This window comes from Streptomyces sp. NPDC038280, assembly GCF_055600045.1.
In genome coordinates, this window is sequence record NZ_JBVJYZ010000001.1 from 433445 (window position 1) to 456268 (window position 22824).

Consider the following 22824-nt stretch of genomic DNA (forward strand, 5'->3'; position numbering starts at 1 on the left):
GTCCCCCACCCTCGCTGTTCGATATTCCGGCCAGTGACCGGTATGGCGAACACAGGGTAATCACAGGTGCGTTCGACGGGCAATGGACGTACGCGACCGACCCGACGAGCGGAAGACCCTTGGACACGCCGCGGGGCTTTCCACTGGCCCGCAAACCAGTTCACGCGTGAACCATTGACACCCCGGAACCCTCTGATTACGGTCTCGCCAAGATTTCGAACGTGTGACGAAATTTCGAACACACCGAGGGGCAACTGCCGTGCGCATCACGGGAATCAGCACACATGTCGTCGGGACTCCCTGGCGCAATCTCACCTACGTGGTCGTCCACACCGACGAGGGGCTCACCGGTGTCGGCGAGACCCGGATGCTCGGTCGCACCGACGCACTCCTCGGCTATCTGCGCGAGGCCGCCTCGCACCACATCACCGGATCGGACCCCTTCGCCGTCGAGGACCTCGTGCGGCGGATGAAGTACGGCGACTACGGCCGCGCCGGCGAGATCGTCATGTCGGGGATCGCCGTGGTGGAGATGGCCTGTTGGGACATCAAGGGCAAGGCGCTGGGCGTGCCGGTGTGGCAACTGCTCGGCGGCCGGGTGACGGACCGCGTCAAGGCGTACGCGAACGGCTGGTACACGACCGAGCGCACCCCGGAGGCGTACCACAAGGCGGCCCGAGAAGTGGTGGCGCGCGGGTACCGGGCCTTGAAGATCGACCCCTTCGGGACCGGTCACTTCGAGCTGGACGCCGAGCAGTCACGGTACGCGGTGTCGCTGATCGAGGCCGTCCGCGACGCGATCGGGCCCGACACGGAGCTCATGCTGGAGATGCACGGCCGCTTCAGCCCCTCCACGGCGGTACGTCTCGCGAAGGAACTGGCGCCCTTCCGTCCGGCGTGGCTGGAGGAGCCGGTCCCTCCGGAGAATCTGAAGGCGCTGAAGAAGGTCGCGGAGAAGGTGGACCTGCCGATCGCGACGGGCGAGCGGATCCACGACCGGATCGAGTTCCGTGAGCTCTTCGAGTCGCAGGCCGCCGACATCATCCAGCCGGACCTCGGGCACATCGGAGGCATCCTGGAGACCAGGAAGCTCGCCGCGACCGCCGAGACCCATTACACGCTGGTCGCCCCGCACAATGTCGGCGGCTCGGTGCTCACCGCCGCCTCGCTCCAACTGGCGGCGTGCACACCCAACTTCAAGATCCTGGAACACTTCAACGACTTCGCGGACGCCGAGATCAAGAAGGTGGTCCGGGGCGCTCCCCAGGTCGATCCGGAGACCGGCTGCTTCGAGGTGTCGCACGCGCCGGGGCTCGGCGTCGAGCTCGATGTGGACGCCGCGGCCGAGTTCCCGCAGCAGCGCGCCCGCTTCGATCTGTGGGCCGAGGGCTGGGAGCGGAGGGCGCCGAAGTGAGCCGCGCCGTGGTGGTCGACGCCCCGGGCCGGCACCGCCTGGTACAGCGTGACATCACGCCTCCCGGCCCGGGCGAGGTACGGGTGCGGGTCGCCGCCGCCGGCATCTGCATGAGCGACCGCGAGGTGTACGACGGGCACCGCGACGCCGCCTATGTGCGCTATCCGGTCACACCGGGCCATGAGTGGTCCGGGACGGTGGAAGCGGTCGGCGCGGGCGTGGACGCCGACCTGATCGGCCGCAAGGCCGTCGCCGAGGGCTTTCGCTCCTGCGGCTTCTGCGAGCGGTGCCGGTACGGCGAGACGAATCTCTGCACCGGCGGCTACGCCGAGACGGGGTTCACGGAACCGGGCGCCTTCGCGGACCATGTGACCGTACCCGCCCGGTTGTTGCACCTCCTGAACGACGACGCCGATCTGCGGGCCGCCGCGCTCATCGAGCCGGCCGCGGTGATCTCCTCGGCGGTACGCGCCGGGCGGCCCCGCCCCCGCGAGCGGATCGCCGTCGTCGGCGCGGGCACCCTGGGGCTGCTCGCCGTCCAGCTGCTGGCCGCCGCCTCACCGGCCGAGCTGACCGTCGTCGACCCGAGGACCGCCCGGGGGAAGCAGGCGCTGCGGTTCGGGGCGGCCGAGGCGCTCACCCCGGACGAGGCGCGGTCGGCGGCCGGCCGCTTCGATCTGGTGGTGGAGACGGCGGGCGCGCCGAGCACCGCCGCCTCGTCGTGTCTCCTGGCCCGCAGGGGCGGCAGAGTCGTCCTCACCGGGATGTTCGCCCCGGGCGCGACCGGCATCGATCCGGTGCGCCTGTCGCTGAGCGCGCTGGAGGTGCGCAGCGTCTTCGGGGCGCCGTCGTCGGCCTGGAGCGACGCGGTGCGCGCCTTCAGTATCGGTCTGCTCGATCCGGCCCCCCTGATCACCCATGAGTTTCCGCTGGAACGGTTCCGTGAGGCGGTCGCGCTGGTGGGCGGCGGAGATCCGACGACCGGGAAGGTCCTCTTGCGCCCCTAGGGCGCTCTCACCCCTCATGGTCCGAACACCGTCCGACCCGCCGAACAGAGGAGTCCAGTGACCACCCCGCCCCTATCGGCCGTACCGCGCCGGCCCGGAGCCGACGCGCTCCGCCGCATCGGTCATCCCTCCCCGGGGCTCGATCCCGGTGACATGTCACCGTACGCGTTCCCGGACGGCGGCACCTGGCGCACCGAGATCCCCTCCGTGGAGGGCCCCGAGGCCCTGGGCGTCGTCCTGAAGGAGAGCGCCCGGCTGGAGGTGCCCGTCCACCGGATCAGTCAGGGCAGCGGCGTCTGGATGCTCACCGACGACGAGATCGCCGAGATGGTGGCGGCCTGTACCGACCGCGCCATCGAGCTGTGCCTGTTCACCGGGCCGCGCGGCACCTGGGACATCGGCGCCGGAACCCGTACCGAGTCCAAGGGCGCGGGCCTGCGCGCCCGGGGCCACGACGGACTCGCCGGAAGCGTCGAAGACGCCCTGCGCGCGACCCAGTTGGGCGTGCGCTGTCTGCTCGTCGCCGATGAGGGCGTGCTGTGGACACTGCACCGGATGCGCGCCGCCGGAGAGCTTCCCGCGGACACCACGTTCAAGCTGTCCGCGCTCATCGGCCCGGTCAACCCCGCTTCGTACGCCGTGTACGAGCGTCTGGGCGCCGACTCCCTCAATGTCCCCTCCGACCTCACCCTCGCCCATCTCACGGAGATCCGCCGGGTCAGCGGCGCCCCGATGGACCTCTATGTCGAGGCGCCGGACGACCTCGGCGGCTATGTCCGCATGTACGAGGCCGCCGAGCTGATCCGGCGCGGCGCCCCCCTCTATCTGAAGTTCGGCCTCAGCAAGTCCCCCGGCATCTATCCGTACGGCGCCCACCTGCGCGACCAGACGCTGGCCACCGCCCGCGAGCGCGTACGGCGCGGGCGTCTCGTCCTCGACCTGCTGGCCCGGCACGGCGCCGACGGAGGCATGTCACCGCTCGGCTCCCGGCTCCCGGGCGAGCTCCGGCGCTTCCCCCTCCCGGAAGGGAACTGACCCATGCCCACCCGCATCCCACGCCTCACCACGGCGGCCGTGGTCGCCGCTCTGCTCACCGTCTCCCTCACCGCCTGTGGCCAGGAGGCCAGGGGCGGCAGCCGCTACAAACCCGAGGGCGGCAAGGGCGGCACCGTCGGTATCGCCATGCCCACCAAGTCGTCGGAGCGATGGATAGCCGACGGCGGCAACATGGCCTCGCTGTTCCGGAAGGCCGGCTACAAGACCGATCTGCAGTACGGCGACGACAAGGTGGAGAACCAGGTCGCCCAGCTCGAGAACATGATCACCAAGGGCCACCGGCTCCTGGTCGTCGCCGCGATCGACGGCTCCGCGCTCACCGACGTACTGCACCGGGCGAAGGAGGCCGGCATCCCCGTCATCTCGTACGACCGGCTCATCATGGGCACGAAGGACGTCGACTACTACGCCTCCTTCGACAACGAGCGGGTCGGCGAGCTCCAGGGCCAGTACATCGTCGACGCGCTGAGGCTGAAGGAGCGCAAGGGCGAGAAGTTCAGCGTCGAGCTCTTCGCCGGCTCCCCGGACGACAACAACACCACTTACTTCTGGAACGGCGCCGTCAAGGTTCTCCAGCCGTACCTCACGAGCGGACAGCTGGTCGTCCGCAGCGGCCAGACCCGGTTGAACCAGGCCACCACGCTGCGCTGGGACGGCGGCACCGCGCAGAAGCGGATGGACGACCTGATCAGCAAGAACTACGGCGAGGAGTCCGTCGACGCGGTCCTCTCGCCGTACGACGGCATCTCGATCGGCATCATCTCCGCGCTGCGGAGCGCCGGTTACGGCACGTCGAGTCAACCGCTGCCGGTGGTCACCGGTCAGGACGCGGAGCTGGCCTCGGTCAAGTCGATCCTCCGGGGCGAGCAGACCCAGACCGTCTTCAAGGACACCCGCAAGCTGGCCGCGCGGGCGGTGGCCATGGGCGACGCCGTACTCAACGGCAGGAAGCCGGAGGTGAACAACGTGACCGACTACGACAACGGCAAGAAGACCGTGCCGTCCTACTTGCTGAACCCCGTCAGTATCGACAAGTCGAACACGCGACTCCTGGTCACCGAGGGTTACTTCACCGCAGGGCAGCTGAAGTGACCGGGCGGCCGATTCTCGAGATGCGCGGGATCACGAAGACGTTCCCCGGCGTCAAGGCGCTCTCCGAGGTGACCCTGACCGTGCGCCCCGGGGAGATCCACGCGATCTGCGGGGAGAACGGCGCCGGGAAGTCCACGCTGATGAAGGTGCTCAGCGGCGTCCATGCCCACGGTTCCTACGACGGCGAGATCCTCTTCGAGGGCGCGCCGGTGGCCTTCAAGGACATCCGGGACGGCGAGCGCCACGGGGTGGTGATCATCCATCAGGAACTGGCGCTCATCCCCCATTTGTCGATCGCCGAGAACATCTTCCTCGGCAATGAGCACACCAGGCACGGCGTGATCGACTGGAACGACACCCTGCGCAGCGCGAGCCGGCTGCTGAAGCGGGTGGGTCTGGGCGAGAAGCCGCACACGCCGGTCGCCGACCTCGGCGTGGGCAAGCAGCAACTCGTCGAGATCGCCAAGGCGTTGTCGAAGGAGGTGAAGCTGCTCATCCTCGACGAGCCGACGGCGGCGCTCAACGACGAGGACAGCGCGGGGCTCCTCGCCCTGATCCTGGAGCTCCGCGACCAGGGCATCGCGAGCATCCTCATCTCCCACAAGCTGAACGAGATCCGGCGGATCGCCGACTCGGTGACCGTGCTGCGCGACGGCCGCACGATCGAGACGCTGCCGGTGCGTCGATCGGCCGACGCGCAACCGGAATTGTCGGAGGACCGGATCATCCGGGGCATGGTCGGCCGCGATCTCGACAGCCGCTTTCCGGACCGTACGGCCTACGACGGCGAGGACGCGGGCCGGGTCGCGCTCCGGGTGCGCGGCTGGACCGTGCGCCACCCGGTCGACCACCAGCGCACGGTCGTCGACGATGTGTCGCTGACCGTCCGGCGCGGCGAGATCGTCGGCGTCGCCGGCCTGATGGGCGCGGGCCGTACCGAACTGGCGATGTCGGTCTTCGGCCGCTCGTACGGACAGTACGTGGCCGGGACCGTGGAGGTCGACGGCCGCGAGGTGAGCACCAGGACCGTACCGGCGGCCATCGACGCGGGGATCGCGTACGTCACGGAGGACCGCAAGCGGTACGGCCTCAATCTGATCGACACCATCAACCGCAATGTCTCGCTGCCCTCCCTGGCCGGGATGCGGCGGCGCGGTGTCGTCGACGAGCACCACGAGCGCCGGGTCGCCGAGGGCTATCGCACCAGCATGAACATCAAGACACCCAGCGTCTTCGAGCAGGTGGGGAGGTTGTCGGGCGGCAATCAGCAGAAGGTCGTCCTCAGCAAGTGGATCCACGCCGATCCCGAGGTGCTGATCCTCGACGAGCCGACGCGCGGCATCGACGTCGGCGCGAAGTACGAGATCTACACCGTCATCGACCGGCTGGCGGCACAGGGCAAGGCGGTGCTGCTCATCTCCTCCGAACTCCCGGAGTTGCTGGGGATGTGCGACCGGATCTACACGATGGCCGAGGGCCGGCTGACCGGTGAGGTCGCACGCGCCGACGCCACCCAGGAAGTCCTGATGCGCCAGATGACCCTGAACAGAAGCTGAGGCTCCCGCCATGACGACCACGACCTCCACCTCTCCCAAGGACGCGTCCGCCGCGCCGCCCTCCCAGCCGTCGGCCGGGGCGGTCCTCCTCCAGGGTCTGCGCACGAACATGCGCCAGTACGGCATGCTCGTCGCGCTCGCCTTCATCGTCGTGCTGTTCCAGATCTGGACCGACGGCACCCTGCTGCTGCCGAACAACGTCTCCAATCTGATCCAGCAGAACGGCTACATCCTCATCCTTGCCATGGGCATGATGATCGTCATCATCGCCGGCCACATCGACCTCTCCGTCGGCTCGCTGGTCGCCTTCGTCGGCGCCATGTCGGCGGTGATGATGGTCAAGCACGACATGCCCTGGGTGCTCGCTCTCGTCCTGTCACTGCTGATCGGCGCCGTCGCGGGCGCCTGGCAGGGGTACTTCATCGCGTACGTCGGCATTCCGTCGTTCATCGTGACGCTCGCCGGGATGCTGCTGTTCCGGGGTCTGACGCAGATCGTGCTCGAAGGCCAGTCCCTCGCGCCCTTCCCGGACGGCTTCCAGAACATCGCCAAGGGATTCATCCCGGAGATGGGCCCCTACACGCAGTACCACAACCCGACGCTCGTCCTCGGGCTCGTCGCGATCGTCTTCCTGCTCCTGCGCGAGTGGCGCGACCGGCGGCGTCAGCAGGCGTACGAGCTCGATGTGCTGCCCACCTCCGTCTGGGCCCTGAAGTGCGTGGCGATCGTCGCCGCGCTCGTCGCGTTCACCCTGACCCTGGCGAGCTTCCACGGTGTGCCGGTGGTCATGCTGATCATGTGCGTGCTGCTGGTCGGACTCGGTTACGTGATGCGCAACGCGGTGATCGGGCGGCATGTGTACGCGCTGGGCGGCAACAAGGCGGCCGCGAAGCTGTCGGGCGTGAAGGACCGGCGCGTCACGTTCCTGGTCTTCGTCAACATGGGCGTCCTCGCCGCCCTGGCGGGCTGCGTGTACGCGGCGCGGCTCAACGCCGGCACACCGCAGGCCGGGCTCAACTTCGAGCTGGAGGCGATCGCGGCGTCGTTCATCGGCGGTGCTTCGATGAGCGGCGGCGTCGGCACGGTGATGGGCGCGGTGATCGGCGGCCTGGTGCTGGGCGTCCTCAACAACGGAATGTCGCTCGTCGGCATCGGCACCGACTACCAGCAGGTGATCAAGGGGCTGGTGCTGCTGGCGGCGGTCGGCTTCGACGTCTGGAACAAGCGCAAGGTCGGTACGTAGAAGAGGGCGCCCGGGCCGGAACGCGGGCGGCACGGACGAAGGCGCCCGGGCCGGGGCAGGTGGTCCCGGGCCCGGGCGCCGCCTCCGTGATGCGGTGGCGCGCGGCGACGACATAGGCTCGGCGCCGACATGAACAGCAACCTCACCCCGCTCGGGCCCAAGGCCGACCGGGACTCCGTCAGACGCCACAACCTGAGCCTGGTCCTGCGCGCCGTGCACGACGAGGGCGAGGCGACACGCGCGGGCGTCGCCGGGCGGGTCGGTCTGACGCGGGCGGCCGTGTCGTCGCTGGTCGAGCAGTTGCTGGAGAGCGGATTCCTCACCGAGTCCGGAAAGACGTTCAGTGGACAGGCGGGCCGCCCCGGCACCGTGCTCAAGGTCGCCCGCACCGGGCCGGCGGGCATCGGCGTCGAGATCAACATCGACTATGTGTCCGTATGCGTCGTCGATCTGGCCGGCACCGACCGGGTGCGGCTGACCGAGCACCGCGACAACCGGGGCACACCGGCGGCCGAGGTGCTCGGCCGTGCCGCGCGCATCGCCGCCCGGGCGACCGCCTCGGCAGCCGAGCAGGAGCTGCGGCCCGTGGGCGTGGAACTGGCCCTTCCGGGGCTCGTCTCGGCGGGCGTCGTCCGACAGGCGCCCAATCTGGGCTGGAGCCGGGTCCCGGCCGAGGGCGACTTCGGGCAGGCCTTCGCGGCGCTCCGCCCCGGCCACCGGCCGCTGCCGGTGAGCGCGGGAAACGAGGCGAACCTCGCCGCGCTGGCCGAGCTCTGGTTCGGCGGCCTCCACGGCGTCCGCAGCTTCCTCTATCTGACCGGCGAGATCGGCGTCGGCGGAGCGGTCGTCCTGGACGGTGAACTTCTGCGCGGCGCCCATGGGTTCGCGGGGGAGATAGGCCACACGGTCGTGGATCCCGAGGGCCCCGCCTGCCGCTGCGGGTCGCGGGGCTGCCTGGAGCAGTACGCGGGCCAGGCGGCGCTGCTGCGGTCCGCCGGCCTCGACGAGAACGCGGGCGTCCCCGGGGTCGCCGCCCTGCGCCGCCGGGCCGAGGACGGTGATCCGCGCGCGCTGTCCGCGCTGGAGGGGGCGGGCGCGGTACTGGGCCGGGTCCTGTCCGGAGCCGTGAACCTGCTGGACCCGGACGCGGTCGTCCTCGGCGGCGTCTACCGCACCCTGACCCCCTGGCTCGCGGCCGGCGCCGGCCGCGAGCTGTCCGACCGGGTCGTGTCGGGCCTGTGGGCGCCGCCCTCCGGCCGGCTCCGCGCCTCCTCCCGGACGGCGGACGCGGCCCGGGGCGCGGCGGCGCTGGTGGTGCGGGACGTCCTGGCGGACCCGGTGGCCTTCACGGAGCCGGCGGGAGCCTGATCGGTCCGCCTACGCCACGCCCAGCAGGTGGTCCATCGCCAGCTGGTCGAGGTGCTCGAACGCCATGCCCCGCTCGGCCGCCGCGTCGACGTCGAAGTCCTCGTACGACGCCCGGTCGGCGAGGAGCGCCGCGAGACCGTCCTCGGCGGTCGTGCGGGCCAGCTCGTCGAGGCGGGCCGCGCGCAGTGCCTCCCGGACGCGCGGGTCGGCGCGGAAGGCGGCCGCCCGGTCGCGCAGGATCAGGTAGGTGCGCATGCAGCCGGCGGCCGAGGCCCACACCCCCTCGGAGTCCTCCGTCCGCGGCGGCTTGAAGTCGAAGTGCCGGGGCCCTTCGTATCCGGCGCTCTCCAGCAGGTCGACCAGCCAGAACGCGGAGCGCAGATCCCCGGCGCCGAACCGCAGGTCCTGGTCGTACTTGATACCGCTCTGGCCGTTGAGGTCGATGTGGAAGAGCTTGCCCGCCCACAGGGCCTGGGCGACCGAGTGCGTGACGTTCAGCCCCGCCATCTGTTCGTGGCCGACCTCCGGGTTCACTCCGAACAGCTCGGGCCGTTCCAGGCGCTCGATGAAGGCGAGGGCATGGCCGACCGTGGGCAGCAGGATGTCGCCGCGCGGCTCGTTGGGCTTGGGCTCGAGGGCGAAGCGCAGCTCGTAGCCCTGCTCGGTGACGTACTGGCCCAGCAGGTCGAAGGCCTCCTTCATCCTGTCGAGCGCGGTCCGCACGTCCTTGGCGGCGCCGGACTCGGCTCCTTCGCGGCCGCCCCAGGCGACGTAGGTACGGGCGCCCAGCTCGGCCGCGAGGTCGATGGTGCGCAGCGTCTTGCGCAGCGCGTAGCGGCGGACGTCCCGGTCGTTGGCGGTGAAGCCGCCGTCCTTGAACACGGGATGGGTGAAGAGGTTGGTGGTGGCCATCGGGACGATCAGGCCGGTGGTGTCCAGGGCCTGCCGGAAGCGCTTGACGTGCGCCGCCCGCTCGCTGTCGGACGCGCCGAAGGGGATGAGGTCGTCGTCGTGGAAGGTCACGCCGTACGCGCCGAGCTCGGCGAGGCGCTCGATGGACTCGACGGGGTCGAGCGGGTCCCTGGTGGCGTCGCCGAAGGGGTCCCGGCCCTGCCAGCCGACGGTCCAGAGGCCGAAGCTGAAGCGGTCGGCCGGGGTGGGGGTGAAGCTCTGGGTCATCGGGGGCCTCCATTTGTTTTGTCTGTTAACTAATCACGCGGACCCGGCACACACAAGAGAGACAGCCCGGATCTACCCCACCCCCCTTCCATCCCGTAATTTGTTCGAAGCATGTCCAAAATGCAGCGGAGGAAGAGGGTCGTCATGCCGTCGAACGCGGTCGTCATCGGCGTGGACAGCTCCACCCAGTCCACCAAGGCCGTCCTCACCGACGTCACGACCGGCCGGACCCTGGCCGTCGGCCGCTCCCCGCACCGGGTCACCGGCGACACGGGCGCGCGCGAGAGCGACCCGGAGGAGTGGTGGAGCGCGCTCTGCGACGCCGTCGCCACCGGCCTCAAGGACGCCGGGCTCCCCGGCGCCTCCGTCATCGGCATCGCGGTCGCCGGCCAGCAGCACGGCCTGGTCGTCCTCGACCGGTCCGGGCGGCCGCTGCGCCCCGCGCTCCTCTGGAACGACACCCGCTCCGCCCCGCAGGCGGCCGCCCTCACCGACGCGCTGGGCGGTCCCGCCGCCTGGGCCGCCCGCACCGGCTCCGTACCGGTCGCGGCGCTGACCGCCGCCAAGTGGCGCTGGCTGTACGAGAACGAGCCCGCCACCGCCGAGGCCGCGGCCGCCGTCCGCCTTCCCCACGACTTCCTCACCGAGCGCCTCACCGGGACGCCCGCGACCGATCCGGGCGACGCGTCGGGCACTGGCTGGTACGCGACCGCGACCGGGGCCTATGACCCCGAGATCCTCCAACTTCTCGGTCTGGACGTCGCGTTGCTCCCGCCGGTCGCGGCCACCGGCGGCGCCCGCGTCGGCCCCCTCTGCCGTACCGCCGCCGATGAGCTCGGCCTGCCCGAGGGCATCGCCGTCGCCGCGGGCACCGGCGACAACATGGCCGCCGCCGTCGGCCTGGGCCTGGGCGCGGCGGGCCTCCTCGACCACCCGGTCCTCAGCCTCGGCACCTCCGGCACGGTCTACGCCGCCACCCGCACCCGGCCCGTCTCCCCCGCGCTGTCCGGCTTCGCCGCCGCCGACGGTACGTACCTCCCGCTGGCCTGCACCCTCAACTGCACGCTCGCCGTCGACACGATGGCCGCCCTGCTGGGCCTGCACCGCGACGACACGGCCCCCGGCGGCGAGGCCGTCCTCCTCCCCTATCTCGACGGCGAGCGCACCCCCGACCTCCCCACCGCATCCGGCCTCCTCACCGGCCTGCGGCACACCACCACTCCGCAGCAGCTCCTCGGAGCCGCCTACGAAGGCGCCACCGTCACCGTCCTGCGCGCGCTCGACGAGCTCCTGCGCGCCTGCGGCCTGGACGACTCCACCGCCGCCGCCCGCCCACTGCGTCTCATCGGAGGCGGCACGCGCGGGCGCACCTGGGTGGAGACGGTCCGCCGGCTCTCCGGGCGTCACCTGATCCTGCCCACGGCCGACGAGCCGGTCGCCCTCGGCGCGGCCGCGCTCGCCGCCTCGGCCGCGACGGGCGAGGACCCGGTGGCCGTCGCGACCAGCTGGCGGACCGACGCGGGCGTCGGCAAGGACCGTGAACTCCCGGCGCTCGAGCGGGACATGGAGACCTGGGACCGGGTCACCTCGGTGCTCACCCGGGCCACCCCCGCCCTCCTGACCGCGCCGAACGGGTGATTCCACGGCCGCACGGCTTCATGTCGGCCGCGCCGGGCAAGCGTTCGTCCGAACGACTCCGTGCCGAACGAGCCGGTGCCGGACGACTCCGTGCGGCCCGAACGGCTTCGCGCCCAGACCGAGGATTGGTGTGGTGAGGACCCGCATGACCGAGTACGAACGCTCACGCACAATGCCCGCCCTGCCCGAGCACGTCTTCGACCAGGCCGCCAACGTCGACCAGATGGACCAGTGGCTGCCCCGGGAACTGCATGTGCGTGCCGAGGAACTCCCCGCCGTGACCGTCCACGAGGACCGCTCCTCCGAGGACACGTCCGCGCTGCTGCGCGCGCAGAAGGACCAGATGCGTCTGGAGTGGGGCACGAGGGACGACGGCAGTTACGCCGGCTGGCTCCAGGTGTCGGGCATGGACAGCGGCCCCGCCGAGGTGACCGTGCACCTCTCGTTCTTCGACGCGGCCCACGACCCGGGCGAGCGGGCGGTGAACGACGCGCTCGACCACAGCCTCTCCCGGCTGGAGGATCTGGTACGGCTCCGCGTCGACGGCACCGCCGGCTGAAACCCGGCCCCGACACCCGGCCCGGGCACCTGAAGCCCGGTTTCTGCACCCGGTTTTCGCGCCCGGCCCACGCGCCCGGCCCGGAAACCCGGGCCGGAGGCCCTGTCCCGGCCCGAAGGCCCGGCACACGGATTCACGTCTCGACGCCGGGGCGGGGATCGCGCTCGCTCCCGCGCAGGCGCCGCGCGACGGCCACGAGCCTCGGATGCGCCTCGCCCAGCTCCGCCGCCCGCCGGTCCAGCTCCTGAGTGAGGCGCTCGGTCCGCTTGTCGACGTCCAGCTCGTCCAGGATCCGGTCGATCTCACTCAGCAGCGCGCCGTGCAGCTGCCACTGACGGGGATGTTCCTGTACGTCCTCCAGAAGCAGGTCCGCCACCCGGTCACGGGTGACATGGCCGGCCTCCAGCGCCTCGGTCAGCCGCGCCTCGGCGAGCTCCGCGCCGGTCGCGATCGGTGTGGTGATGAGCGTCGCGAAGCTCTCGATGGCCTCGGCCATGTGACCGAAGAGCTCTTTCAGCCCGGCCGCCACGTCCTCGGGGAACATGGTCTCCTCGGTACGCGCCTTCGCGAGGTCGGTGAGCGTACGCATCAGCACCCGCAGCACGACGGCGCAGATCTCCAGGGTGTCCAGGCCCGTCCGCAGCACCACCCGGTTGAGCAGGCCCTGCCGCACGCGCGGATTGAGCATCAGACTCTCCTCCGCCTGCCGCAGGGAGGCGTCGACCTCCACGATGTCGTGGTCGAGCCGCCGGGCCTCGTGCAGCCGGGCCGCCGCGTGGGCGACCGGGATGTGGCCGCCGATCTCCTCGCCCATCGCCCGCAGCATCCGGCCCATGTCGCGTGACAGCGCGCCGATGGAGGCTCCGGCCGACTGCACCCACACGGGCGGCGCGAACAGCAGGTTGAACAGCAGGCCGACTCCGGCGCCGATCAGGGTCTCGAGCACCCGGTGCCAGGCGATGGAGGCGGCCTGGGAGACACCGAGGACCAGCATCGCGCTGATCGCCACCTCCGGGACGAACTCGTCGACCCGCACCATGCGGCCGATGATCAGCGAGGTGAAGATCGTCAGTCCCAGGCTCCACCAGTTCAGACCGACCAGGGCGCTGAAGCCGATGGCGATGAGGACCCCGACGATCACCGAGTTCACCCGTCGTACGCCGGTGGTGAGGGTGGCGTACAGCGTCACCTGGACGACGAGCAGTGCGGTGAGGGGAGCGGTCAGCGGTGGAGGTTCGGCGGGCAGGACGAACAGGGCGACGACATAGGAGATGACGGCGGCGGCCGTGGAGCGCAGGGTCTGCGCCCCCACGGGCTCGGTGGTCCGCCTCACCAGCTTGATCACGGGTGCTGATACTTCCGGCATCCCATTCCCCTGCCCGATCATGGCCACTCTCTACCTGCGAGAACCTCGGCCAGCTTGCCGCACGGGGGAGCCGGGTCCGCTGCGCGACACGTCCCGGCCCTCCCGGCGCGGGAGCCCGCGGCGAGGCTCACGGCCTGTACGGATCAGCCGCGCGGGACCGTCGCTTCCGGCGCGCCAGGCACTCCCGGCGCCTCCGGCGCCTCCGGGGTGGACACCTCGGCCCAGACCGTCTTCCCGGGCCCGTCCGGCCGGGGTGTCACACCCCACTGGTCGGCCAGAGCTTCGACCAGGAGCAGTCCGCGGCCGGACTCGGCGTCGCCGGCCGGCCCGCCGAGGGCCGGAAGCCGTTCGCCCCTGGTGTCCGCCACCTCGATCCGTACCGCCCGCGGCCCGGCCGACAGGGTCAACCGGAAATCGCGCCCGGGTACGCGGCCGTGGCGCACCGCGTTCGCGGCGAGCTCGGCGGCGATGAGCGTGGCGGCCTCGTTCAGCTCGGAGGCGTAGGACCATCCCCAGTCGTCCAGCCGGTGGGCGACGAGCCGGCGCGCCAGGCGCGCGCCCCGGGGGGTCGAGCTGAAACGGAGGGAGAACATACGTACGGTGACAGCCGTTTGGGGCTGCGTATCGGTCGGCATGGGCCAACCGTGTCGGCCTGGAGGGCGGTTCACCAGGCACAGAACTCGTACGCTGAGTCAGCGTACGAGTACAAAGGGTGGACAGGACGCGTAACGGACCGTGAGCATGGGCCACTTGCGGGGTTACTGCGCCAGACCACCGGGGGTTCCCGAGATGACCGACAACAACGAGCCCGAACCGTCCGACAGCCTGCGGGCCTTCGGCGCCGCCTTCAAGGCCTTCCGCAAGCACGCGGGACTCACCCAGGAGGCGCTGGCCCCGAAGCTGCGGTACTCGGCCCACTTCCTCGGGTCGGTGGAGCAGGGCAGGCGTTTCCCGCCGAAGGCCCTGATCGACCGGGCCGAGATCGAGCTGGAGGCGTTCGGGACGCTGCGGGCGATGGCCCAGCACCTGTCGCGCAACCCGGGGCTGGCGTCCTGGTTCCGGCAGTGGGCCGGCCTGGAGCGGCTGGCGGTCAGCCTATACACCTACGAATGCCGACTGATTCCGGGCCTGTTGCAGACGGAGGCGTACGCGCGGACGCTGTTCGACAATCAGCTGCCGCCGCTGTCGGACGCGAAGATCGACGCGCAGCTGGTGGCGCGGCAGGAGCGCCAGCAGTTGCTGTACGAGCGCCCCAACACCGCGTACAGCTTCATCCTCGAGGAACAGCTTTTCCGGCGGTGTACGGGCGGGGTGGAGGTGACCCGGGAGCTCATCGGTCATGTCCTCGAGCTGGCGAGGCGCCGGAACATCGAGATCCAGGTGATGCCTTTGGTGCGGGAGACGCATGCGGGTCTGGACGGCCCCATTCAGCTCCTTGAGACCCCGGACCACCAGTGGTTCGGCTACTCCGAGGGGCAGCGCAGCGGTCAGTTCATCTCTGCACCGCAAGAGATCAGCGTGCTCCAGATGCGGTATGCCAGGATGCGTTCACAGGCTCTCACCCTGGACGACTCCCTGAGCCTGCTGGAACATCTGCGAGGAGCGCTATGAGCGACACCACCGAACTGGTCTGGTTCAAGAGCAGCTACAGCAGCGGCTCCGGCGACGACTGCGTCGAAGTGGCCCTGTCCTGGCACAAGTCGAGCCACAGCAGCGGTGGTGACGGCGACTGCGTCGAGGTGGCCGCCTGCCCCACCACCGTCCACATCCGCGACTCCAAGGACAAGCAGGGCCCCCAGCTCGCCCTCTCCCCCGCCGCCTGGGCACCCTTCGTGGACTTCGCCGCTCGCGCCTGAGGGGGCACGCGGACGATCACGCACGTCCGGGGCAGTCCGCACGGCCGCGGACTGGCCCCGGAAGGCGGCCGGGTCACGGTCGACCCGTGGGTCAGCCGGTCCGGTCGTCCGCCCAGCTCGCCCGGGCCGGCACCTTCCCCGCGGGCGGGTAGTCGTTGGGCGCGTTGTCCACGACATCCGTCCCGGCCACCGTCAGAGCGGCGGTCTCGGCTTCGTTGAAGACGCCGCCGCCCGCGGCGGTGCCGTGGGGCGCCATCGCCACATTGCTGGTGACCGAGCTGTTCTCGATCGTGGTGGTGCTGCCCACGCCGTTGAACATCCCGGCGCCGACGGAGACCCCGTCCTTGGCGTTGATCGTGTTGTCCCTCAGCGCGCTGGAGTCCAGCGAGAGCTTTCCGCCGCGCGCGTTGCGGATTCCGCCGCCCAGGACCGATCCGCTGGGCGCGCTCGCCTCGTTGGCGCGGACGGCGGTCATGTGCACCTTCAGTCCTCCCCGGTTGAGAATGCCGCCGCCGCCCGCCTCGCCCCCCGCCGAGCTGACCGTGTTCTCGCGTACGTCGACGCGGGAGAGGGTGAGGGTGCCCGTGTTCGCCACGCCGCCCCCGCGAGCGAAGCCCTTGGCCGTGTTCCTCGCCGTGTTGCCGACGATCGACGAGGTGGACACCTCGGCCTTGCCGACGTTGTCGAAGCCGCCCCCGACCGCCTGCCTGCCGCCCGTGGTGGCGATGTTGCCCGTGATCACACTGCTACTCAGGGTGAGAGTTCCGGTGTTGTTCACCCCTCCGGAGCCGGATTGTCCTTCACCGGTGTTGGTGGAGCTGTTGCCGTCGAACCGCGTAGTGGTGACGGTCGCGGTCCCTTCGTTGTGCAGGCCACCGCCGGCCACGGCGCCCTGATCGCGGGTGCTGCCCACCGCGCTGTTGCCCGTCACCCGGCTCGCGCTCAGGGTGAGGACACCCCTGTTGTAGATGCCTCCACCGCAGACCAGGGTGCGCCTGGTCGGACAGTCGGCCATGTCGGTGGTCCTGCCGCCGGCGATCGTGACGGCTTCCAGGGTGAGGTTGCCCTCGGCTCCCACGGAGATGACGCGGAAGTCCGGCGTCCCGGCCTCGACGGAGCGCCTGATGATGCTTTCGTTGCCCCGCACGGTGATCTCGCTGGTGATCACCGGCAGTCCGTTGCCGTCGTTGTCCGGCTGGGCCAGCGTGTACGTACACCCCCCGGCCAGCTCGAGCGTCTCCGCACCGGGCGTGCTGTTGGCGGCCTTGATCGCGTCCACCAGCTCCGCGTCCGAGCAGCCCACGGGGACGGCGGCGGCGTACGCGAGCGGCGCGGGGAGCCCCACGGCTCCCGCGACGGCGATCCCGGTGGCGGCGGACAGGAGGACCGGGCGTTTCATCCCAGGGGTGCGCCAGTACATCGGGGGGCTCCTCATCGGCAGTGGCGCGGTCCGTACCGGCCCGGCCGTGCGACATGACATGTGGCATCAGCCGACCACGGTCCGCGACCGCCGACCCCTCGGCGGACCCGTTCGGGGGACGCGTACGCCCACCCGGGGCCCTGGGCCCCATAATGCAAAAAACCCCAGATCAACTGGGGTTTTGCTGGTGTCCGAGGGGGGACTTGAACCCCCACGCCCGATAAAGGGCACTAGCACCTCAAGCTAGCGCGTCTGCCATTCCGCCACCCGGACAAGGTGTCTGTCGCTCGCGTGTGTTCCCCGCGGCGACATGGACAACTCTACCAGGGGTTCGACGCGCCCCTCACCCACATATCCGGTGGTCAGTGGGGTGTGGCCGCCTCGTGATCCCTGATGGCCCGACGTCGCGCCGCTGCCGGACCACCAGGAGATCGGCCGAGGATCAGGGCATGAGGTGGTAGTCGGGGAAGTTGCCGGGTGCCCGCTCCCCCGCGGGGCCTTCGGTGACCGCCTTCACCAGCAGCTCGCCGCCGACGAACGCGCCGCGCCACGAGCCGCCGAAGCCCCCGAAGAGCTCGTCGCGGTCGCCGCGCGAGCGGGGCTTTCCGCGCCCGACCTTGAAGGCGCGGATCTGGGGCGCGAGGCGCTCGTAGGTGGCGTCGTCGTCAGTGGCGAGGGTGGCCACCAGGGCTCCGTTGGACGCGTTCATCGCGGCCAGGAGCTCGGCCTCCGTGTCGACCAGGACGATCGTGTCGACCGGGCCGAAGGGTTCCGCGTGGTGGAGCGGGGAGGACGGCGGCGGACCGAGGAGGGTGACGGGCGGGAGGTAGGCGGAGGTGTCCTGGCCGGGGAGGAAGTGGCCGTCGGCGAGGGAGCCCCGGTGCAGGGGGACGGCGCCGCGGTCGATGGCCTCCGCCACCTGGTCGCCCAGCTCCTTGGCCTTGGCCGCGTTGATGAGCGGGCCGAAGTCGAGCTCGGGCAGGGCGTCGGCCGGACGCTCGACGGCGAGGGGGTGGCCCAGGCGGATCGAGCGTACGGCGGGGAGGTAGGCGGCGAGGAAGTCGGCGAACAGCTCGCGCTGGACGACGAAGCGCGGATAGGCCGTGCACCGCTGTTTGCCGTAGTCGAACAGCTTGGGGATGACGGAGGTGAGCGAGGACCAGTCGCTGTGGTTCCAGATGCCCCAGGTGTTGAGACCCTCCTGTTCGAGGATGTGGCGTTTGCCGAGGTCGGCGACGGCGGTGGCGATCCGGGCACCGGTGTCGCGGCCGCCGACGAAGGAGACACAGCCGATCTCGGGTGAGCGGACGAGGGCTTCGGACAGCTCGCCGCCGCTGCCGCTGACGAGGGTGACCGGGATCCCCTCGCGGGCGGCGAGGGCCGAGGCCAGGGTGAGGCAGGCGAGGCCGCCGTCGGTGGGGGTCTTGGCGATGACCGCGTTCCCGGCCAGCGCCTGGACGAGCATGGCGTGGACGAGGACGGACATCGGGTAGTTCCAGCTGGCGATGTTGGAGACCGGGCCCGGGAGGGGCGCACGGTCCTGGAGCATCGGGCCGATGCCGTCGACGTACCAGCGGACGCCGTCGATGGCGCGGTCCACGTCGGCCTGGGCCAGCCGCCAGGGCTTTCCGATCTCCCAGACGAGCAGGAGGGCGAGCAGCTCGCGGTGTTCGGTGAGGGCGTCGAGGGTGGCGGCGACGCGGGCGCGCCGTTCGGGCAGCGGGATGTGCCGCCAGGCGCGGTGCTGGTCGAGGGAGGCGCGTACCGCCTGCTGGGCGGTGGGCGCGTCGAGACGCGGCGGGCCCGCGATGGGGCTGCCGTCGACGGGGCTGGTGGCGGGGAGGGTGCGTCCGTCGGCGCGCCAGCCGGCGGCCCAGAGGTTGAGGACGTGGTCGTCCCGGAAGGCTTCGGGGGCGACGGTGAGGCAGCGCTGCCAGGCGTCCGACCAGGCGGTTCCTGGCTTGAGGACGAGGCCGGGAGGCGTGGTGGGTGGGGTGAGGGTGGGTGCCATGAGGGGTCTCCGCTCTCGATGCACAGACGGGGCGGGGTAATGGCTCGTTTCTCGTACGGGGACAGTAGTGAGCCGGGGCCGCTCGGCGGCACCGACACGGTGGGAAGTGTGGGTGACGTCACGCGCCGCGGGCGAGGTGGTCGAGGACGAGCCGGGCGGTCTCGGTGGGGGTGGAACCGACCGGTACTCCTGCGGCTTCCAGAGCCTTCCTCTTGGCTTCGGCTGTGCCCAAGGAGCCGGAGACGATCGCGCCCGCGTGGCCCATGGTCTTGCCCTCGGGGGCGGTGAAGCCGGCGATGTAGCCGACGACGGGTTTGGTGATGTGGGCGGCGACATGGGCCGCCGCGCGTTCCTCGGCGTCTCCGCCGATCTCGCCGATGAGGACGATGAGTTCGGTGTCGGGGTCGTTCTCGAAGGCGGTCAGGCAGTCGATGTGGGTGGTGCCGATGACCGGGTCGCCGCCGATGCCGACGGCCGTGGAGAAGCCGATGTCCCGGAGCTCGTACATGAGTTGGTAGGTGAGGGTGCCCGACTTGGAGACCAGGCCGATGGGCCCGGGACGGGTGGCGATGTCGGCGGGGATGATGCCGGCGTTGGCCAGGCCGGGGCTGATGAGGCCGGGGCAGTTGGGACCGATGACACGGGTGCCGCGGGCAGCGGCGTGGGCGTGGAAGGCGACGGCGTCATGGACGGGTATGCCCTCGGTGATGACGACGACGAGGCCCACGCCGGCGTCGGCGGCCTCCGTGACAGCGGCCTTCGCGAAGGGCGGCGGGACGAACACGACGGTGACGTCGGCGCCGGTGGCGGCGACGCCCTCGCGGACGGAGCCGAAGACGGGGACCGTCCGGGGGGCGCCGGCCGGGCCCGAGAGCGGGGCACTCTCGAACGTGACGGTGTGGCCCGCCTTGCGGGGGTTGACGCCGCCGACGACGTCGGTGCCGGCGGCGAGCATCCGGCGGGTGTGCCTCATGCCCTCGGCGCCGGTCATGCCCTGGACGAGGACCTTGCTCTCCTTGGTGAGGAAGACGGCCATGGTGGGGAGTCCCTTCAGGTCGTGGCGAGTTCGGCGGCGCGACGGGCGGCGCCGTCCATGGTGGTGGCCTGCAGGACGAGCGGGTGGGCGCGGCTGTCGAGGATGGCGCGGCCGCGGGCGGCGTTGTTGCCGTCGAGGCGGACCACGAGCGGCTTGGTCAGGCGTACGGATTCGAGGGCCTGGACGATGCCGTCGGCGACGGCGTCGCAGGCGGTGATGCCGCCGAAGACATTGACGAGAACGGCCTTCACGTCCGGGTCGGAGAGGATGATGTCGAGCCCGTCGGCCATGATCCGGGCGGAGGCTCCGCCGCCGATGTCGAGGAAGTTGGCGGGGCGGGCGCCGCAGCCGGCGACGACGTCGAGGGTGGACATGACGAGGCCCGCGCCGTTGCCGATGATGCCGACCTCGCCGTCCAGCTTGACGTAGTTGAGACCCTTCGCGGCGGCCGCCGCTTCGAGCCGGTCGGGGTGGGGGTCGCTCCGGCCGTCGCCCCAACGCTCTTGTCGGAAACGGGCGTTGTCGTCGATGGTGACTTTGCCGTCGAGGGCGAGGAGCGCGCCGGCGGTGGTACGGACGAGCGGGTTGACCTCGACGAGGAGGGCGTCCTCGCGGACCAGGACGTGCCAGAGCCGGTGGAGGACGTCGGCGGCCTCGCCGGGGAGTCCCGCGGCCTCGGCGATCTCGGCGGCCTTGGCGGGGGAGACGCCCCGGGCGGGATCGACGGGGACACGGGCGACGGCTTCGGGGCGAGTGGCGGCGACCTCCTCGATCTCCATCCCGCCCTCGGCGGAGGCGATGGCGAGGAAGCGGCCGGCGGCCCGGTCGAGGACGTAGCCGACGTAGTACTCGGCGTCGATGTCGACGGGCTGGGCGAGCATCACCCTGCGCACCTCATGGCCCTTGATGTCCATGCCGAGGATCTGGCGCGCCGTCAGCTCGGCCGCGGCCGGGTCCTGGGCCATTTTGACGCCGCCGGCCTTGCCCCGGCCGCCCGTCTTGACCTGGGCTTTGACGACGACGCGGCCGCCGAGGAGTTCTGCGGCGTGCCGGGCCTCGCGGGGATGGTCGACGACCGCCGCGTCGGGCACCGGGATGCCGTAGTCCTTGAAGAGTTCCCTTGCCTGGTACTCGTACAGGTCCATGTCGGCTCCTGACTGTGGCCGGTGGACGAAAGTGCCGCACACCTCTGGACACCCGCCCACCGGATGCGGGATAACAAGGTTCATACAGTATTCGTCGACTGTATGCAATGTACTGCGACGCGGTGCGTCGACACCGCGCCAGACGGCGCGCGAGCACCTCAACTCCCCTACGAAGGGACAGGACTTCGCCATGTCCGATGACACGCAGGACCGCATCTCGGGCGGACATCTGGTCGCCAAGGCCCTCAAGGCCGAGGGGGTCGACGTCATCTACACGCTCTGCGGCGGCCACATCATCGACATCTACGACGGCTGCGTCGACGAGGGCATCGAAGTCGTCGACGTACGGCACGAACAGGTCGCCGCCCACGCGGCCGACGGCTACGCCCGCATCACCGGCAAGCCCGGCTGCGCCGTCGTCACCGCGGGCCCCGGCACCACCGACGCGGTCACCGGCGTCGCCAACGCCTTCCGCGCCGAGTCACCGATGCTGCTCATCGGCGGCCAGGGAGCCCACTCGCAGCACAAGATGGGCTCGCTCCAGGACCTGCCGCACGTGGACATGATGACGCCGATCACCAAGTTCGCGGCGACCGTCCCGGACACCGCGCGGGCCGCGGACATGGTCTCCATGGCGTTTCGCGAGTGCTACCACGGCGCACCCGGACCGTCGTTCCTGGAGATCCCGCGCGACGTCCTCGACGCGACCGTGCCGGTGGAGAAGGCACGGGTGCCCAAGGCCGGGCAGTACCGGGCGTCAACCCGCGGCGGCGGCGACCCCGAGGCGGTCGAGAAGCTCGCCGATCTGCTGGTGCACGCCGAGAAGCCGGCGATCCTGCTGGGCAGCCAGGTGTGGACGACCCGGGCGACGGACTCGGCCATCGAGCTCGTGCGCACCCTCAACATCCCCGCCTATATGAACGGGGCCGGCCGCGGCACCCTGCCGCCCGGGGACCCGCACCACTTCCAGCTGTCCCGGCGCTATGCCTTCTCCAACGCCGATGTGATCGTGATCGTCGGCACTCCCTTCGACTTCCGGATGGGGTACGGCAAGCGGCTGTCGCCGGACGCGACCGTCGTCCAGATCGACCTGGACTACCGGACGGTCGGCAAGAACCGTGACATCGACCTCGGGATCGTCGGCGACGCGGGGCTGATCCTGAAGTCGGTGACCGAGTCGGCGTCGGGCCGGCTCAACGGCGGGTCGGTCAAGCGCAAGACCTGGCTGGAGGAGCTGCGGGCGGCCGAACAGATCGCACTGGACAAGCGGTTGCCGCAGCTCAGGTCGGACGCCTCTCCCATCCACCCGTACCGGCTCGTGAGCGAGATCAACGACTTCCTCACCGAGGACTCCATCTACATCGGTGACGGCGGCGACATCGTCACCTTCTCCGGGCAGGTGGTGCAGCCAAAGTCCCCCGGGCACTGGATGGACCCGGGGCCGCTGGGCACGCTCGGTGTCGGCATCCCCTTCGTCCTCGCCGCGAAGCAGGCCAGGCCCGACAAGGAGGTCGTCGCCCTCTTCGGCGACGGCGCCTTCTCCCTCACCGGCTGGGACTTCGAGACCCTCGTCCGCTACAACCTCCCCTTCGTCGGCATCGTCGGCAACAACTCCTCGATGAACCAGATCCGTTACGGCCAGGCCCAGAAGTACGGCCCGGAGCGCGAACGGGTCGGCAACACGCTGGGCGATGTGCACTACGACGAGTTCGCCCGGATGCTGGGCGGCTACGGCGAGGAGGTGCGCGACCCCGCCGACATCGCCCCGGCCCTGCGGCGCGCCCGCGAGTCCGGGCTGCCCTCGCTCATCAACGTCTGGGTCGACCCGGACGCGTACGCCCCCGGAACCATGAACCAGACCATGTACAAGTGAGGGGT

The 22824-nt window shown here is 70.9% G+C and carries 19 protein-coding genes and 1 tRNA gene; 12 read left to right on the plus strand and 8 right to left on the minus strand.

What is annotated here, in order from left to right; all coding sequences use genetic code 11:
• Nucleotides 1-259 precede the first annotated feature (259 nt).
• From ACZ7J0_RS01930 to ACZ7J0_RS01960, 7 genes are all read left to right on the plus strand, one after another.
• The gene (locus ACZ7J0_RS01930) at nucleotides 260-1414 is read left to right on the plus strand and encodes a mandelate racemase/muconate lactonizing enzyme family protein (RefSeq protein WP_470883032.1); all 1155 of its coding nucleotides are present in this window, start codon (nucleotides 260-262) and stop codon (nucleotides 1412-1414) included.
• Nucleotides 1411-2421, plus strand: coding sequence for a zinc-dependent alcohol dehydrogenase (locus ACZ7J0_RS01935; protein ID WP_470883034.1), 1011 nt, complete (start codon nucleotides 1411-1413; stop codon nucleotides 2419-2421). Before ACZ7J0_RS01930 ends, ACZ7J0_RS01935 begins: the two co-directional genes overlap by 4 nt.
• Nucleotides 2422-2478: 57 nt before the next feature.
• Nucleotides 2479-3456 carry a hypothetical protein gene (locus ACZ7J0_RS01940; protein WP_470883036.1) on the plus strand — a complete coding sequence of 326 codons (978 nt, stop codon included), beginning with the start codon at nucleotides 2479-2481 and terminating at the stop codon, nucleotides 3454-3456.
• Nucleotides 3457-3459: 3 nt separating this feature from the next.
• Nucleotides 3460-4569, plus strand: coding sequence for a multiple monosaccharide ABC transporter substrate-binding protein (gene chvE, locus ACZ7J0_RS01945; RefSeq protein ID WP_470883038.1), 1110 nt, complete (start codon nucleotides 3460-3462; stop codon nucleotides 4567-4569).
• A gap of 20 nt (nucleotides 4570-4589) precedes the next feature.
• Nucleotides 4590-6125 (plus strand): multiple monosaccharide ABC transporter ATP-binding protein, encoded by a 1536-nt coding sequence (mmsA, locus tag ACZ7J0_RS01950; protein WP_470883040.1) that lies wholly within the window; start codon nucleotides 4590-4592, stop codon nucleotides 6123-6125.
• A 10-nt stretch (nucleotides 6126-6135) separates the two neighbouring features.
• Entirely contained in the window at nucleotides 6136-7368 is a 1233-nt protein-coding gene (mmsB, locus tag ACZ7J0_RS01955; RefSeq protein WP_470883042.1) for a multiple monosaccharide ABC transporter permease, read from the plus strand.
• 129 nt (nucleotides 7369-7497) lie between these two features.
• The gene (locus tag ACZ7J0_RS01960; RefSeq protein WP_470883044.1) at nucleotides 7498-8736 is read left to right on the plus strand and encodes an ROK family transcriptional regulator; all 1239 of its coding nucleotides are present in this window, start codon (nucleotides 7498-7500) and stop codon (nucleotides 8734-8736) included.
• Nucleotides 8737-8745: 9 nt separating this feature from the next.
• On the opposite strand, the gene xylA is transcribed toward ACZ7J0_RS01960, so the two are convergent.
• A complete protein-coding gene (gene xylA, locus ACZ7J0_RS01965) occupies nucleotides 8746-9915 on the minus strand; it encodes a xylose isomerase (protein ID WP_470883046.1) in 1170 nt (389 codons plus the stop codon).
• Nucleotides 9916-10059: 144 nt separating this feature from the next.
• Between xylA and xylB the strand changes: the two genes are divergently transcribed.
• Nucleotides 10060-11553, plus strand: coding sequence for a xylulokinase (xylB, locus tag ACZ7J0_RS01970; RefSeq protein WP_470884093.1), 1494 nt, complete (start codon nucleotides 10060-10062; stop codon nucleotides 11551-11553).
• Between the two features lie 145 nt (nucleotides 11554-11698).
• Nucleotides 11699-12112, plus strand: coding sequence for an SRPBCC family protein (locus ACZ7J0_RS01975; protein ID WP_470883048.1), 414 nt, complete (start codon nucleotides 11699-11701; stop codon nucleotides 12110-12112).
• 133 nt (nucleotides 12113-12245) lie between these two features.
• On the opposite strand, the gene ACZ7J0_RS01980 is transcribed toward ACZ7J0_RS01975, so the two are convergent.
• Both ACZ7J0_RS01980 and ACZ7J0_RS01985 read right to left on the minus strand, forming a co-directional pair.
• Complete coding sequence (locus ACZ7J0_RS01980) at nucleotides 12246-13478, minus strand: FUSC family protein (protein ID WP_470883050.1); 1233 nt, start codon at nucleotides 13476-13478, stop codon at nucleotides 12246-12248.
• Between the two features lie 143 nt (nucleotides 13479-13621).
• Entirely contained in the window at nucleotides 13622-14113 is a 492-nt protein-coding gene (locus ACZ7J0_RS01985) for an ATP-binding protein (protein ID WP_470883052.1), read from the minus strand.
• A gap of 154 nt (nucleotides 14114-14267) precedes the next feature.
• Between ACZ7J0_RS01985 and ACZ7J0_RS01990 the strand changes: the two genes are divergently transcribed.
• Nucleotides 14268-15089 carry a helix-turn-helix domain-containing protein gene (locus ACZ7J0_RS01990; protein ID WP_470883054.1) on the plus strand — a complete coding sequence of 274 codons (822 nt, stop codon included), beginning with the start codon at nucleotides 14268-14270 and terminating at the stop codon, nucleotides 15087-15089.
• Complete coding sequence (locus tag ACZ7J0_RS01995; protein ID WP_470883056.1) at nucleotides 15086-15334, plus strand: DUF397 domain-containing protein; 249 nt, start codon at nucleotides 15086-15088, stop codon at nucleotides 15332-15334. The genes ACZ7J0_RS01990 and ACZ7J0_RS01995 overlap by 4 nt, the downstream gene beginning before the upstream one ends.
• A 91-nt stretch (nucleotides 15335-15425) precedes the next feature.
• Here ACZ7J0_RS01995 and ACZ7J0_RS02000 read toward each other — a convergent pair whose 3' ends face one another.
• The 5 genes from ACZ7J0_RS02000 to sucC all read right to left on the minus strand — a co-directional run bounded on the left by ACZ7J0_RS02000 (nucleotide 15426) and on the right by sucC (nucleotide 20946).
• A complete protein-coding gene (locus ACZ7J0_RS02000; protein WP_470883058.1) occupies nucleotides 15426-16754 on the minus strand; it encodes an autotransporter outer membrane beta-barrel domain-containing protein in 1329 nt (442 codons plus the stop codon).
• Between the two features lie 185 nt (nucleotides 16755-16939).
• Nucleotides 16940-17027 (minus strand) — tRNA-Leu (locus tag ACZ7J0_RS02005).
• Nucleotides 17028-17196: 169 nt separating this feature from the next.
• Nucleotides 17197-18765 (minus strand): aldehyde dehydrogenase family protein, encoded by a 1569-nt coding sequence (locus tag ACZ7J0_RS02010; RefSeq protein ID WP_470883060.1) that lies wholly within the window; start codon nucleotides 18763-18765, stop codon nucleotides 17197-17199.
• A gap of 118 nt (nucleotides 18766-18883) precedes the next feature.
• Entirely contained in the window at nucleotides 18884-19801 is a 918-nt protein-coding gene (gene sucD / locus ACZ7J0_RS02015; RefSeq protein ID WP_470883062.1) for a succinate--CoA ligase subunit alpha, read from the minus strand.
• 14 nt (nucleotides 19802-19815) lie between these two features.
• On the minus strand, nucleotides 19816-20946 hold the full coding sequence (gene sucC, locus ACZ7J0_RS02020; protein WP_470883064.1) for an ADP-forming succinate--CoA ligase subunit beta: 1131 nt from the start codon (nucleotides 20944-20946) through the stop codon (nucleotides 19816-19818).
• A 190-nt stretch (nucleotides 20947-21136) separates the two neighbouring features.
• On the opposite strand from sucC, the gene ACZ7J0_RS02025 reads away from it, so the two are divergent.
• The gene (locus ACZ7J0_RS02025; RefSeq protein WP_470883065.1) at nucleotides 21137-22819 is read left to right on the plus strand and encodes a thiamine pyrophosphate-binding protein; all 1683 of its coding nucleotides are present in this window, start codon (nucleotides 21137-21139) and stop codon (nucleotides 22817-22819) included.
• Nucleotides 22820-22824 lie beyond the last annotated feature (5 nt).